Source organism: Prescottella equi (genome assembly GCF_020171745.1).
Classification (GTDB): Bacteria; Actinomycetota; Actinomycetes; order Mycobacteriales; family Mycobacteriaceae; genus Prescottella; species Prescottella equi_A.
Genome location: NZ_JAIVAH010000005.1, coordinates 179,350 through 196,146, shown reverse-complemented (window position 1 = coordinate 196,146; position 16,797 = coordinate 179,350). Strand labels below are relative to the sequence as shown.

Genomic DNA, 16,797 nt, shown 5'->3' with positions numbered 1-16,797 from the left:
CCTATCCTAAGGGCGCACGAATGCGTCCGACTCGCGCGGTCGCGCCACGACGGACGATCGGATTTGTATGTCTGCGGATCACCTGCCGGCTGCCCCCATGCTCGACGACGCCGTCACCGGTCTGCCCGTCACCGCCGCGCAGTCCGAGATCCTGGTAGCGCAGCAACTCGATCCGCACAGCACCGTCTACAACCTCTCGCTCGTGGTGGAGGCCACCGGTCCGATCGACGTCGAACGGGCCGAGGAGGCGATCCGCCGCACCGTCGCGCACGCCGAGGCGCTGCACGTCCGATTCCGGGTGGGGGAGGACCGGACGATCCGCCAGGTCGCCGCTCCGACGGACGCGTGGCCGTTCGAGGTGGTCGACGTCCGCGACGCCGCCGATCCGGAGGCCGCGGCGCAGGAATGGATGGACCGGGATCTCGCGACCGTCGTCGACGTCACCGGCGACGACGCGCTCTTCGGGCACGCGCTGATCCGCCTCGCCGACGATCACACCCTCTGGTACCAGCGCTACCACCACAGCGTCATCGACGGCTTCGGCATCTCGCTGATCGTCGCCGACATGGTCGCCCGCTACGACGACCCGGACCTCGAGTCGAAGGCCGGCGCATGGGCGCTGCAGGATCTGGTCGACGCAGACCTCGACTACCGGGGCTCGGCCCGCTTCGAGTCCGACCGGGACTACTGGCTCACCGAGATCCTCGAGGCGCCCGAGCCGCCGCAGATCTGCGCGGCCGGCGCCGACGCTTCCGCCACCCCCGAGTCCACGACCGTCACGATCGACGGCGAGATCGCCGACGCGATGTACGGGTTCGCGTCCGCGGCGGGCATCCGACGCACCCGGTTGCCGATGGCGCTGATCCTCGCCTACCTGCACCGCATCTCGGGCCTGCGGGCCCTCACGGTCTCGGTCCCGATGGCGGCCCGGGTCGGCCGCGCGATGCGCCGCACGCCCGGCATGGCGTCGACGATCCTGCCGGTGACGTTCCACGTGGATCCGGCGGCCACCGTCGGCGACCTGGCCCGCGCGATCGACGCGCGACTGGTCGCGACGCTGCGGCACGGCCGATTCCGCGGCGAGGACCTCGCCCGTGAGGTGCGCGCGATCGACCCCGACCGCCGCGTGTTCGGGCCCGGCATCAACTCGATGATGTTCGAGCACGTGCTCGAGTTCGACGGCAACCCCGCCCGCATCCGTGGTTCGGTCACCGGTCCGGTCAGCGATCTCGACTTCTCGATCCAGGGCGGCGAGGACGGCGAGCCGATCCGGATCGACCTGCGCGCCCCTGCCGGCCAGCGTGAGGAGCTGCTGCGTCACGAGGAACGGTTGGCGCACTTCGTGTCCCAGTTCCTGCGCAACCCGATGGCCGCGGTGGGCGAGCTCGAGCCGATGACCGACGAGGAGCGCCACAGGGTGCTGTTCGACTGGAACGACATCGCCGAGCCGCAGCCGTCGCGCACCGTCCCCGAACTGTTCGCCGAGGCCGTCCGGCTCGATCCCGACGCCGAGGCGCTCGTGTCCGGTGACCGCCGGTTGACGTACCGGGAGCTGTCGGAGCGGGTCGCCCAGCTGGCGCACCACCTGCAGGTCCGCGGCCTCGTCCCGGAAGATGTTGTGGCCGTCGGTCTTCCGCGTTCCGCGGAGATGATCGTCGGACTGCTCGCGGTGCTGTGCGCCGGCGGTGCGTTCGTGCCGCTCGATCCGTCGTGGCCGCAGGAACGCCGCGATTCCGTCCTCGCCGACGCCGGGGCCCGACTGGTGCTCACCGGTCCGGGCGGGGTGGACGCCGGAACCGACTCGGTGCAGGTCGATCTCGCTGACTGGGCGCACGGTGACCAGCCGTCCGATCTGCCCGGCGGCGACCTCGACGGCCGCCGTCTCGCCTACGTGATCTTCACGTCGGGCTCCACCGGCCGGCCCAAGGGCGCGATGATCCGACACGAGGCGATCTGCGCGCGGCTGCTGTGGCAGCGCGAGCGGGTGCTCGGATTCGGCGTCGACGACGCGTCGCTGTTCAAGGCGCCGCTGTCCTTCGACATCTCCGTCAACGAGATCCTGCTGCCGCTCGTGTCCGGCGGCCGGCTGATCGTCACCGAGCCCGGCGGCGAGCGCGACCCTCAATACCTGCTCGATCTCATTGCCCGCGAACGGGTCACGTTCGTGTACCTGGTGTCGTCGATGCTCGACGTCCTGCTCGACCTGGCCCGCGGCACCGACCTGCTGGCCGGGCTGCGGCACGTGTGGTGCGGCGGCGAGGTGCTCACGCCGGACCTGTTCGACCGGTTCCGTCGCCAGCTGTCGACGACGCTGTACCACGGCTACGGCCCCGCCGAGGCGACGATCGGTGTCTCGCACGTGATCTACCGCGACGACGCCGCCCGCATCGCGACGTCGATCGGCCGCCCCAACCCCAACACCCAGCTGTACGTGCTGGATTCGCAGCTGCGTCCGGTGCCGGAGGGGATCGGCGGCGAACTGTACGCGGGCGGCTACCTGCTGGGCCGCGGCTACGTGGGCGCACCCGGGCTCACCGCGTCGCGCTTCGTCGCGAATCCGTTCGCCGACGACGGTTCCCGCCTGTATCGCACGGGCGACCTGGCGCGCTGGAGCGCGGACGGCAGCCTCGACTTCCTCGGTCGCGCCGACAACCAGGTCAAGATCCGCGGCATGCGCCTCGAGCTCGAGGACGTCGAGGCCGCGCTCGCGTCCAACCCTGCCGTGCGACACAGCGCCGTGCTGGTCCGCAAGACCCCGGCCGGTGCCAACTACCTTGCCGCGTACGTCGTTCCGGACGGCGACGGCGCACTCGACGCCGACACGCTGCGGGCGTGGGCGTCGGACAAGCTGCCCGAGTACATGGTGCCGTCGGCGTTCGTCGTCCTGGATGCGTTCCCGCTCACCCCGAACGGCAAGCTGGATCGCCGGGCGCTGCCCGAGCCCGACCTGGCCGCGGCGAGTGAGCACGTCGCGCCGCGCACCGAGCTCGAGGCGACCCTGGCCGGGCTCATCGCCGGCGTCCTCGGTGTCGAGCGGGTAGGCGTCACCGACGACTTCTTCGCGCTCGGCGGCGACAGCATCGTCGCCATCGCCCTCGTCAACCAGGCTCGGCGCGAGGGCTTCTCGATCAGCGCGCGTGACATCTTCCAGCTCCGCACCGCGGCGGCGCTGGCCGCCGCCCTCGACGGCCGGGTCACCGATGCCGCCGACACGAACGACGTCGCGCTGGGCGTCGTCGCTCCGACTCCCGTCGTCGCCCGCGTCTGCCCGGCCGGTACCGACGTGCGGACCTTCCACCAGTGGGTGCTGCTGCAGACCCCGGCCGACCTCGACGAGGCCATAGCGACCGCGGCCCTGCAGGCCGTCGTCGCGCGGCACGACGCACTGCGGGCCCGCTGGGACCGCGGCCACGGCACGCTCACCGTTCCCGAGTCCGGTGCCCAGCCCATGATCCTCGTGACCGACGTCGACGTCGACGGCGACCTCGACGCCGCGGTGGTCACGGACCGGCCGGCCGTCGTCGACCTGCTCGATCCCGAGGCCGGGAACGTGTTGCAGGCCGCGCTGTTCCGGCGCCCCGGTGCGCCCGGGCGCCTGCTGCTGGTGGGGCACCACCTGGTGGTGGACGCGGTGTCGTGGCGCATCGTCGTCGAGGACTTCGCGCGCGCCGCGACCGCGCTGCTCGCGGGCACGAGCCCCGACCTGCCCGTGGTCGGCACTTCCTTCCGTCGCTGGGCGGAGCTGCAGGGCGAGCGCGCCCGCGGCGGAGCGTTCGACGACGACCTCGGCCACTGGCGCTCGGTCACGGCCCCCGGTGCGCTCGCGATCGGTGCGCGCGCCGTCGACCCCGCGGTCGATACGTGGGCCACCGCGGAATCGGTGACCGTCGAGACGGGCCCCGACGTTGCCGCGGCACTGCTCACCGACGTCCCGGGCGCCTACCATGCGGGAGCGAACGACGTCCTCGTCGCCGCACTGGCGGTTGCGCTGCGCCGCTGGCGGGGCGGCGACGCGGACATCCTGCTCGACCTCGAGGGCCACGGCCGCGAGGAGGACCTGGTCCGCACGCCCGGCACCGCGCTCGACATCTCCCGCACCGTCGGCTGGTTCACCACCGTCTACCCGGTGCGCCTCGCCGTGCCGGGCGACTCGGTGTCGTCGGCGCTCAAGTCGGTCAAGGAGCAGCTCCGCCTGGTTCCGGACCGCGGATTCGGTTACGGCGCAGTGCGTTACCTAACCGAATCCGGGCGGGAGCTGGAATCCGGCGCCGCCGCGCCGGTGCTGTTCAACTACCTCGGCCGCGTCGCCGCGGGCGCCGGTGTCGGCTGGCTGCCCACCGCGACCGGCGGCGCGAGCGACCCGGCGATGCCGCTCGGGCACGCCCTCACCGTCGACGTGCTCGCCACCGACGGCCCCGACGGGCCCACCCTGCACACCACGCTCACGTGGGCCGGCCGGGTGCTCTCCGGCGCCGAGGCCGACGAGTTCGCCGGGCACTGGGAGGCCGCCCTGCGCGACATCGCAGGGTCCGCGGCGGGCGGCGGGCACACCCCGTCCGACTTCCCGCTGGTGCCGCTGGCGCAGATCGACATCGACCGACTCGCCGCGACCGCGCCGACGATGTCGGACGTTCTGCCGACCACGCCGCTGCAGGACGGTATCTACTTCCACAGCGTCTACGAGCGCGACGGCGCGTCGCCCACCGAACCGGACCCGTACGTGGTGCAGCAGGTGGTGGAACTGAGCGGTGAGGTCGACGCCGTCGCGCTGCACCGCGCACTGCAGGGCGTCGTCGATCGCCACGACGTGCTGCGGGCCGCGCTGCGCCCGCTGTCCGACGGCCGCGTGGTGCAGGTGATCTCGGCGCGCGCCGACGTCCCGATGACGGTGCTGGACCTGTCGACCGATCCGGACCCGACGGCCACCGTCGACCGGATGCTGGCCGAGGACCGCCTGCGCGGCTTCGACTTCGAACGCCCGCCGCTGGTGCGCTACACCCTCGTCCGCGTCGAACCGGCGAAGTTCCTGCTGCTGCAGTCCATCCACCACGTCATCGCCGACGGCTGGTCCGTCCCGGTGATGCTGCGCGAACTGCTGGCGCTGTACAGCCCGGCCGGGACACCGCTCACGCTGCCCGCACCGGCCGCGTATCGGAACTACTTGAGCTGGTTGGCATCCCGCGATCGCGGGACCTCTATCGACGTGTGGCAGCACGCGCTCGCCGGGTCGGGTGAGCCGCCCGCGCTGCCCGGCGTCCCCGCCGCGGGCGAGCGGGGTGTCCGAAGCGTCGTGGTGTCGCTGCCGTCGTCGCAGACGAGTGAACTGAACCGGCTCGGACGCGAGCGCGGCCTGACCACCAGCACTCTCGTGCACGGCGCGTGGGGCCTGCTGCTCGCCCGGCTCACCGGCCGGCGCGACGTGCTGTTCGGGTCCACGGTGTCGGGTCGCGGCGGCGACCTGCCCGGCATCGAATCGATGGTGGGCCTGTTCATCAACACGGTGCCGGCGCGTCTGCGGCTGAACCCGGACGAGACCACTGCGGACGTGCTCGCACGCTGGCAGTCCGAGCAGTCGGCGCTGCTCGAGCACCAGTACGTGGGTCTCGGCGAGCTGCGTCGCGTCACCGGGCTGCAGGAACTGTTCCAGACCCTCGTCGTGGTCGAGAACTATCCCGTAGGCGACACCGCGATCGTCGACCCGTCGGGCACGCTGGCGCTCACCGGCATTCGCTTCGACGAGCACCCGCCGTATCCGCTCACGCTGATCGCGGTGCCGGGCAACGAGCTGCGCCTCGAGGTGAAGTACGACGCGGCCCGGGTCTCGGACGCGGCGGCCGCGCAGATGGCCGACGGCATGCTCGCGATCCTGTCCGGCCTGCCGACGACGGTGGACGGACCGGTCGCGGCGATCGCACTCGCCCGTACCCCCGCTCGCGACAGTGCCGTCCACGCTGTCGAATTCCCGGAGACCACCGTCACCGCACTGCTCGACGAGCAGGCCGCCCGCACGCCGGACGCGACCGCGGTGGTGTTCGAGGGGCGCAGTCTGTCCTACGCGCAGCTGCACGATCTCGCGAACCGTCTGGCGCACGTCCTCGTGGAGCGCGGGGTCCGGCCCGAGACCAAGGTGGCCGTCGCGCTGCCGCGGTCGATCGAACTGATGGTCGCGCTGCTCGCGATCGGCAAGGCGGGCGGCGCCTACGTCCCGCTCGACACCGGCTACCCGGCCGAGCGGCTGGCCTACATGCTCGAGGACTCGGACCCGGTGTGCGTGCTGACGTCCGCCGACGCGGCAGCGGCGTTGCCGGACAACGGAATCGAACGCATCCTCGTCGACGACCTCGACCTGGACGGCTGCCCGGCCGACCCCGTCGCCGTCGACCTGCTCCCGCACCACCCGCTGTACGTCATCTACACGTCCGGTTCGACGGGCCGCCCCAAGGGCGTCGTCGTGCCGCACGCGGGCGTCGTGAACCGGCTGCTGTGGATGCAGACGTTCCGCCCGATCCTGCCCACCGACCGGGTGCTGCAGAAGACGCCGTCGAGCTTCGACGTCTCGGTGCCGGAGTTCTTCGGTCCGCTGCTCGCGGGCGCCGCGCTGGTGCTGGCCCGACCGGACGGGCACCGCGATCCGGAGTACCTGGCGGAGTTGATCGTCGGGGAGCGGATCACCCGCGCCCACTTCGTGCCGTCGATGCTCGAACTGTTCCTCGACGAGCCGAAGGCGAGCGCGTGCACGGGCCTGGGAGTGGTCGCGGCGAGCGGTGAGGCGCTACCGCTACCCGTCGCGCGACGCTTCGCGGCCGTGCTGCCGGGCGCGGTGCTCGACAACCTGTACGGACCCACCGAGGCCGCGGTCGAGGTCAGCTACGCCGCCGCGGTGCAGGCGCTGCCCGCGGACGCGACGACGGTACCGATCGGCCTCGCCGTCGCCAACACCGCTCTCTACGTGCTGGATCCGTACCTGCAGCCGGTCGCCGACGGTTCCGCGGGCGAGCTGTATCTCGCGGGCCCGCAGCTGGCCCGCGGCTACCTCGGACGTCCGGGGACGAGCGCCGACCGGTTCGTCGCCGACCCGTTCGGAGCTCCCGGCGACCGCATGTACCGCACCGGTGATGTGGTCCGACGGACCACCGACGGCGCCGTCGAATACCTGGGCCGCGCCGACGACCAGGTGAAGCTGCGCGGATTCCGGATCGAACTGGGCGAGATCGAGTCCCGGCTCGCCGAGCATCCCGACGTCGCCCGCGCGGCCGCCGTGGTCCGGGAGGACGTCCCCGGCCATCAGCAACTCGTCGGGTACCTGGTCGCCGGCTCCGACGTGGACGTCGACGGCGTCCGCCGGTTCGCGGGGGAGACCCTGCCGGAGTTCATGATTCCCACCGCCTTCGTGGTCGTCGACGCGCTGCCGCTGAGCCCCAGTGGCAAGCTCGATCGCCGCGCGCTGCCGGCCCCGGCGGTCCAGAATCTCACGAGCACTGACGGTTCCACTCCGAGTGGTCGTTCCGAGGTGGTGGCCTCCCTGGTCGCCGAGGTGCTCGGCCGGGACGCGGTGGGCGAGGACGACGACTTCTTCGCCCTCGGCGGCGACAGCATCCTCGCGATCCGTCTCGTCAACCTCGCGCGCCGCGAGGGCCTCTCGATCACTCCGCGGCAGATCTTCGAGCAGCGGACGGCGCGGGCTCTGGCGCGGTTGATCGGTGACGCCGACGCACCCGCGGCCGACGCCGCACCGCAGCGCACGGCCGTCGCCACCACCGGCGACACGGTGCCGATGCCGGTGGTGCACCGGCTGTCGGAGTGGAGCGGCGGCACCGATCGGTTCAACCAGTCCGTGCTGCTGCACACCCCGGCGGGTGCCACCGCCGAGACTCTCGCGGCTGCACTGCAGTCCGTGCTCGACCACCACGACGGACTGCGCCAGCGCCTGACCCGGCACGCGCCGGGCGTGTGGTCGCTGCACATCGCCGAACGCGGCACGGTCGCACCGTCGCTGCGCCGCGTCGACGTCACCGGACTCGACGATGCCCAGCTGCGTGCGGTGATCGGGACCGAATCGTCCGCCGCCGCCGATCGGCTCGCTCCCGAGTCAGGGGCGATGGTCGAGGCCGTCTGGTTCGACGCGGGCGAGCACGATCTCGGACGCCTGCTGCTGGTGGCCCACCACCTCGTGGTCGACGGGGTGTCGTGGCGGGTGCTGCTCGAGGACCTGCCGATGGCGTGGGTCGCGGCGCAGGCCGGCGAGACCGCGGCGCTCGACGCCGTCGGCACGTCGCTGCGCGAGTACGCGGATCTCGTCACCGCGCAGGCACAGCGTCCGGCCCGGCTGCGGGAGCTCGACCACTGGGTCGAGACCACCGCTGCCGGAGCCGAACTGGTACCGACCGCGCAGGGCGACGCGACGATCGGCACCGGCGCGAGCCGGACCGTGCGGCTGTCCGTCACCGACACCGAGGCCGTGCTCACCGCGGTGCCGGCGCTCGCGCACGCCGACGTCACCGACGTCCTGGTGACCGCGCTCCGCGTCGCCGTGACCCGCTGGTTCGCGGCGCAGGGGCGGGCGTCGGACCTGTTGATCGATCTCGAGCGGCACGGCCGCGAGGAACTGGCGGCGGGTGTCGACCTGTCCCGCACCGTCGGCTGGTTCACCAACATCACGCCGGTCCGTCTGCCCGGCGGCACCGACGGCGTCGACGCGCTCAAGTCGATCAAGGAGGCGCTGCGCGCGGCACCCGACGGCGGCATCGGCTACGGCATGCTGCGGTACGCCAACGCGCGCACCGCCGGCCTGCTGGCGGCAGGATCGCCCGCGCAGGTGCTGTTCAACTACCTCGGCCGGATGCCGGCGGGGCTGGTCGGCCCGTGGACCGGAGCGCCGGAAACCGATTCGCTGGCAACCGATCCCGACGCCGACATGGGTGGTCCGTACCGGCTGCTCGTCAACGCACTGTGCGAGGACACCCCGGACGGGCCCGTGCTGAGCGCGGTGTTCGGCTGGTCCGAGCCGGACCTGTCCGCCGCCGACGCCCGCGCCCTCAGTGACGGGTGGGCGGCCGCGCTGAGCGAGCTCGTCGTCCTCGCCGCTGGGCACGAGGGCCCCGCTGCGCTGACCCCGTCCGACGTTCCGTTGGCGGCGCTCACCCAGCAGGAGCTCGACGTCGTCGTCGCGGCCGCACCGGGCTGCATCGAGACGATCTGGCCGCTGTCGCCGCTGCAGGAGGGCCTGTACTTCCAGGCCGGAATCGCCGACGGCGCCGACATCTACACCGCCCAGTTCTCGCTGGACTTCGACCGGCACCTCGACCTGGAGCGACTGGCCGCCGCGATCCGCACGCTGCAGCGCCGCAACCCCACGCTGCGGGCCGGATTCGTCGCCGACGGACTGGCTGCGCCGGTGCAGTTCGTCGGCGCCGGGCTCGACGTCCCGATCACCGAGGTCGATCTGACCGACCTCGACGAGGCCGCCCGCGAGGAGCGGGCCGCGCAGGTGATGCTCGAGGATCGGCTCACTCCGTTCGATCTCACCGCGCCGCCGCTGTGGCGGGCGACGGTGCTGCGCCTCGGCGCGGGCCGCGACCGACTGGTGATCAACCGTCAGTTCCTGTTGTGGGACGGCTGGTCCAACGGCCTGGTCGTCAGCCAGTTGCTCGCGCTGTACGAGACGGGCGGCGACGACACCGGATTCGTCTCGCCCGACGGTGGATTCGACGACTACCTGTCCTGGCTGGCCGGCCGTGACGGCGACGCCGCCCGCGCCGCGTGGCAGCAGTCGCTCTCCGGGCTGGCCGAGCCGACGCTGCTGGCCCGGAGGACCGGAGCGCCCGCCGGGCTGCCCGACCGCCGCGACGCAGTGCTCTCCCGCGACCTCGGTGAGCGGCTGCGCGAGCAGGCCGCCCGCACGGGCATCACGTTCAACGCGATCCTCAACGGCGCGCTCGGGCTGGTCCTGGCCGGTGTCACCGGCCGCAGCGACGTCGTGTTCGGCACGACCGTCGCCGGACGGCCGCCGGAGGTGCCGGGCATCGACTCCGTGGTCGGCATGTTCCTCAACACCGTGCCCGTGCGGATGTCGTTGCGGCCGAACGAGTCCGTCGCGGATCTGCTGCGACGGACGCAGTCCGACCGGCTCGAACTGATGCCGTACGACTACCTCGGCCTCGCCGCGATCCAGCGCACCGGCGAGCACCGCGAACTGTTCGACGTGCTGTACGTGCTGCAGAACTTCGTCGACGAGAACCAGGTGTCGGCGCTGCACGCCGCGCACGACATCAGCGGCGGCGACAGCATCGACCACACGCACTACCCGCTCACCGTCGTCGTCACGCCCGGCGCCGAGACCAAGGTGAAGTTCGAGTTCCACCCGGACCGGGTGGCGGCCGCGGACGCCGAGCGGATGCTCGAATCCTTCGTCGGCCTGCTCGAGCGGTTCGCCGGGGACGTCGACGGGCTCGTCGGCCGGACGACCACGCTCACCGCCGGCGACCGGGTCGCGCTCGACGCCCGACTGCTCGAGACCGCGCACCCGCTGCCGGAGCAGACCATCGCGGACCTGTTCGCCGAGACCGCACAGCGGATCCCGGACGCCACCGCGCTGGTGTTCGGTGACGACACCGTCACCTACGCCGATCTCGACGCCCGGATCAACCGTCTGGCGCGGGTGCTGCTCGCGCACGGCGCCGGACCCGAGAAGATCGTCGCGCTCGCGCTGCCGCGGTCGGTGGAGACCGTCGTCGCGCTGTTCGCGGTGCTGCGCACCGGAGCGGCGTACCTGCCGCTCGAGCTCGACCACCCGGCCGAGCGTCTGGTGGGGATGCTCGACGACGCGCGCCCGGTCACGATGCTGACCATGGCGGCGGTCGCCGAAACCCTATCCGCGGCAACGGTCGACACGATCACCCTCGACGATCCGTCGGCCCTGTTCGACGGCGTCGACGGTACAGAGCTCACCGCAGCCGAGCTCGGTGGTTTCGCGCCCGGCAGCCCGGGCCGCCTGGATCACCCCGCATACGTGATCTACACGTCCGGCTCCACCGGACGCCCCAAGGGCGTTGTGACGCCGTACCGCGGCGTCACGAACATGCAGTTCAACCACCGCGAGGCGGTCTTCGAGCCGGTCGTGCGCGGTGAGGGCGGGCGCACGCTGCGCATCGCGCACACCGTGTCGTTCGCATTCGACATGTCGTGGGAGGAACTGCTGTGGCTCGTGGAGGGCCACGAGGTGCACATCTGCGACGAGGAGCTGCGCCGCGACGCGCAGGCCCTGGTCGCGTACGGCGACCGGTACGAGATCGACGTCGTCAACGTGACGCCCACCTACGCGCGGCATCTCCTCGAGGAGGGCCTGCTCGACGACGGCCCCGGCCGGCACCGTCCTCCGCTGGTCCTGCTCGGCGGCGAGGCAGTCTCCGACCAGGTGTGGGACGCGTTGCGCGACACCGACGGAACCTGTGGCTACAACCTGTACGGCCCCACCGAGTACACGATCAACACGCTCGGCGGCGGCACCACGGACAGCGTCACTCCGACGGTGGGGCGGCCGATCTGGAACACCGTCGCGCACATCCTCGACGGTTGGCTGCGGCCCGTCGCCGACGGCGTCCCGGGCGAGCTGTACATCTCCGGCGTCGGGCTCGCGCGCGGCTACCTCGACCGGTTCGGTCTCACCGCCGAGCGGTTCGTCGCCGACCCGGTCGTCGGTGGGGGCGCACGGATGTACCGGACGGGTGACCTCGTCCGCCGCGCACCCGACGGCAACATCGACTTCCTCGGCCGCACCGACGACCAGGTGAAGATCCGCGGTCACCGCGTGGAGCTGGGCGAGGTGGAGTCGGTTCTCGCCGCACACGATTCGGTGCGGCAGGCTGCGGTGATCGCGGACGCCGGAGCGGGCGGGCTCAAACGTCTGGTCGCGTACGTGGTGCCGACACGTGAGACGGCGGCCGACGAGGTCGCCGGTCATGCCCGGAAGGTGCTGCCCGACTACATGGTTCCGGCCGCGTTCATCGCGGTCGACGAGCTGCCGATGACCGTCAACGGCAAGCTCGACGTGCGGGCGCTGCCGTCCGCCGAATCGGTGCTCGGGCAGGGCAGCGGGGAGTCCCGCGAACCGCGTGACGGCGTCGAGGAGACGCTGTGCCGCCTGTTCGCCGAGGTGCTCGAGCTGGACGCCGACCTCGGGATCGACGACAACTTCTTCGACCTGGGCGGGCACTCGCTGCTCGCGACCCGACTGATCAGCCGGGCGCGTGTGGAGCTCGCCGCCGAACTGACGATGCGGGACCTGTTCGAGGCGCCCACCGTCGCGGAACTCGCGCGACGCATCCGTGGGCGCGACGAGTCGACCCGGCCGGTGCTGGTGGCGGGGGAGCGGCCCGAACGGCTCCCGCTGTCGCCGGCGCAGCAGCGGCTGTGGGTGATCCAGCAGATGGAAAGCGGTTCCGCCGCGTACAACTTCCCGATCGTGCTGCGCCTGCGCGGCCAGCTGGACCCGGAGGCGTTCACCGCGGCCCTCGCCGACGTCGTCGCCCGCCACGAGGTGCTGCGCACGGTGTTCGGCGAGCACGACGGCGAACCGGTCCAGGTGATCCTGGATGCGGCGCGTCCCGACGTCACCGTGGTCGACGCGGCACCGGAAGAGGCGCCCGCACTCGTGGCCGCTGCGGTGGGACGCCCGTTCGACCTCGCCACCGAGATCCCCTTGCGCGCCAAGGTGATCCGGGTCGGGGAGGGTGAACAGGTACTCGCCCTGGTGCTGCACCACATCGCGACCGACGAGTGGTCGGACCGGCCGTTCCTGCGCGACCTCATGGTCGCGTACGCGGCCCGCACCCAGGGCGCGGCACCCGAGTGGGCGCCGCTGCCGGTGCAGTACGCGGACTTCACGCTGTGGCAGCGGGCGCTGCTCGGCGACCCGTCGGACGCCGACTCGCTGCTCACCCGGCAGCTGGACTACTGGCACGGTGTCCTCGACGGCGCGCCGGAGGAACTGGTCCTCCCGGTCGACCGCACCCGCCCGGCGCGGCCCAGCTTCGTCGGTGGCGCAATCGAACTCGACCTGGACGCCGCGACGACCCGGGCCTTGCGGACCGTCGCCCGCGCGTACGGAGCCAGCATGTTCATGGTGCTGCACGCGGCGTCGGCGGCGCTGCTGCAGCGACTGGGCGCCGGCGACGACCTGCCGCTCGGCGCGCCGGTGGCTGGCCGGACCGAGCAGGGTCTCGACGACCTGGTCGGCTTCTTCGTCAACACCGTCGTGCTCCGCACCGACGTCTCGGGCGATCCGACGTTCGCGGAACTGCTGGCGCGGGTGAAGACGCTGGACCTGGCGGCGTTCTCGCACGCGGACGTGCCGTTCGAGTCCGTCGTCGAACGGTTGAACCCGGCGCGCACGCTGGCCCGGAACCCGCTGTTCCAGGTGATGGTCGGCTACCACAGTCGCACCGCGGATCCGGCGCCGTCGTCCGATCTGACGCTGGCACCGGTGTCGATCGAGGAGCGCACCGCCAAGTTCGACCTGGTGTTCAACTGGACCGAGTTCCTGGACGAGGACCGGGTGCAGTTGCGGCTCGAGTACAGCGCCGACCTGTTCGACCGGGACACCGTCGACCGCATGGCCCGCCGCCAGGTGGCCGTGCTCGGTGCCGTCGCGGCGAACCCTGCGGCCCGGGTGTCCGACGTCGACGTCTTCCTGGACGGCGAACGCGAGGCGGTACTGCGGGAGTTCAACGACACGGCCCGACCGGTCGCGGAGTTGACGCTGCCGGAGGCGTTCGACCGGTGGGTGCGGGAGACACCGGGTGCGATCGCGGTCACCGATCGGGACGGCGAGGCCACGTTCGCCGAACTCGACAAGCGTTCGCGGAGCATCGCGGCCGTGCTCGCGACCCGCGGTGTTCGTGCCGAAAGTGTGGTGGGCCTGGCGGTTCCGCGCTCGATCGACATGGTGGCGTCGGTGCTGGGCGTGCTGCGTCTGGGGGCGGCGTACCTGCCCCTGGATCTGACGCATCCGACCGATCGCATCTCGTACATGCTCGAGGACTCGGGTGCCGAGATCCTGCTGTCGACGGAAGCCGAATCGCCGCGGGTGGTGGCGGAGAACCTCGACCGGATCCTGCTCGACGATCCGCGGGTGATCGCCGCGCTCTACGGCCGCGCGGCCGACGAACTGACCACCCCACCCGCGGGACTCGACCACGCGGCGTACGTGATCTACACGTCCGGTTCGACGGGACGACCCAAGGGCGCGGTGCTGCCGCACGAGGGCATCATGAGCCTGGTCGCCACGGCCGAGGATCGGATGAAACTGACCACCGGGTCGGTCGTCATGCAGTTCGCGTCCGTCGGCTTCGACGTCGCGGTGTTCGAGCTGTCGATGGCGCTGTGCACGGGGTCGACGCTGGTGATCATCCCGGAGGAGGCCCGCGTGGCCGGCCCGGAACTCACCGACTTCATGCAGGAGCGGAAGGTGACGCACGCGATCCTGCCGCCGTCGTTGATGGCCGCGCTGCCCCCGGGATGCGCTGTGCCGGAAGGCTGCACCGTACTGGTCGGCACCGAGACGGTGCCGCCGGACCTCATCGGCCGCTGGGCCGAGCGGCTGAACCTGCTGGCCGCGTACGGGCTCACCGAGGCGACCGTCAACAACACGCTGTGGCAGGCGCAGCCGGGGTGGACGCAGGCGGTGCCGATCGGCATCCCCGACCCCAACGAGCAGGCGTTCGTGCTTGACGACCGCCTCCGCCCGGTGCCGCCCGGCATCGCGGGCGAGCTGTACATCGCCGGACGCGGACTGGCCCGCGGCTACCTGGGCCGGCCCGATCTCACGGCGGGTCGCTTCGTCGCCAACCCGTTCGGGCCCGGGCGGATGTACCGCACCGGCGACCGGGCGCGGTGGCGGACCGACGGGAACATCGACTTCCTCGGCCGTGTCGACGACCAGGTGAAGATCCGCGGCTTCCGGATCGAGCTCGGCGAGATCATCGCCGCGCTCGCGAGCCATCCCGCGGTGAGTCAGGCCGCGGTGGTCGCCGACCGGGACGGCGGGATCACCCGCCTCGTCGGCTACGTGTCACCGGAGTTCGAGGACGACGGCGTCACCGCCGCCGTCGTGGACCCGACCGAGGTCCGGGCCCACGCGGCGCAGACGCTGCCGGACTACATGGTGCCGACGCTGGTCGTCGCGCTGGCCGGCGCGCTGCCGCTCACCCCGAACGGCAAGCTGGACCGCAAGGCGCTGCCCGCGCCGGACTGGTCGACGCTCGGCGGTGACGGGGCGCCGCGCGACGAGGTGGAAACCGAACTGTGCGAGGTGGTCTCGGAGGTCCTGCACCTTCCGGCCGTCGGCATCCACGACGGATTCTTCGACCTCGGTGGCCACTCGATGGCGGCGATGAAGCTGGTCGGACGGGTCCGGAGCGTCTTCGAGGTCGACATCACGATCCGCGACGTGTTCGACGCCCCGACGGTGGCCGAGCTGGCCGAGATCGTCCGCAGCGGCGAACGATCGGCGCATCCGGGGATCACGGTCACGGGGGAGACCGGACCGGTGCCGCTCGCGCCGTCGCAGCGGCTGCACTGGCAGCGGCACCGCTCGTCGCGCTCCCGGGCGCAGTCCGATCATGCGCTGGCGCTGCAGTTGCAGGAACCGGTCGACGCCGGACACCTCGCGCTCGCCCTCGACGACGTCGTGGACCGGCACGTGCCGCTGCGGACGGTGTTCGCGCCGGACGGTACCGAGGTGTACACGTCGGACGGGCCGCGTCCGGGTGTCGACGTCATCGACGTCGGCGACGACGATCTGCATCGCCGGGTGTTCGAGCTCGCGCAGTTGCGGATCGACCTCACCGAGGAGGCCCCGCTGCGGGTGCACCTGGTGTCCGACGACGCCGGTCAGCAGGTGCTGCTGCTGACGATGCACTACCTGGCCGTCGACGAATGGTCGGTGGTGCCGCTGCTCGGCGACCTGCTCGCCGCCTACGTGGCTCGTGCCGGTGGGGCGGAACCGGAGTGGACGCCGCTCGCGGTGGAGTATCCGGACTACGCGCGCTGGCAGACACGACGGCTCGGTGACCCCGGCGATCCGGAGAGCCTGCACGCTCGTCAGCTCGCCTACTGGCGGAACCGCTTGGCGGACATGCCGTCCCGTCTGCACCTTCCGGCGTCGGCCGGGGTGCGCGAGGCGCGCCGCGAGCTGGTCCCGATCGAGATCGGCGCCGACCTGCACGAGGGTATCGACCGGATCGCCGCCCGGACCGGCACCAGCATGTTCATGGTGCTGCAGGCGGCGCTCGCGTCCGTGCTGACGAGAAGCGGTGCGGGCAAGGACATTCCGATCGGTTCGCTCGTGGCCGGCCGGGCGGAGGACGTGCTCGCGCCGATGATCGGATGCTTCTTCAACGTCGTGGTGATGCGCACCGACACCAGCGGCGATCCGGACTTCGACGAATTGCTGGCGCGGATCCGGGTCTCGAACCTCGAGGCGCTCGACCATCAGGATGTCGGATTCGCCGATGTCGCAGCCGAAATCGGCTTGCGCGCCGGTCGGCTGCCGCAGGTGCTGCTGGTGCATCACGAGCAGGCCCGGTTCGATGCGCTCGAGGGCGTTCTCGGCGGCTTCCTGCCGGTTCCGGTGGGGATGTCCACGGCGGAGTTGACGCTGAGCTTCTACGAGCCGGTCGGGGACGGTCCGGTGCACGCGTACTTCGAGTTCTCGACGGGAATCCTCGACCAGGACGTCGTCGCGGGCTGGGCGCGGGAGGTGGTGGCACTGCTGCGGTCCGCGCTGTGACGAGGCGCACG

The 16,797-nt window shown here is 72.0% G+C and carries 1 protein-coding gene; it reads left to right on the top strand.

The window, feature by feature from the left end:
• The first annotated feature begins 67 nt into the window (after window positions 1-67).
• A complete protein-coding gene (locus LCL87_RS04330) occupies window positions 68-16,786 on the top strand; it encodes a non-ribosomal peptide synthase/polyketide synthase (protein ID WP_225017043.1) in 16,719 nt (5,572 codons plus the stop codon).
• Window positions 16,787-16,797 lie beyond the last annotated feature (11 nt).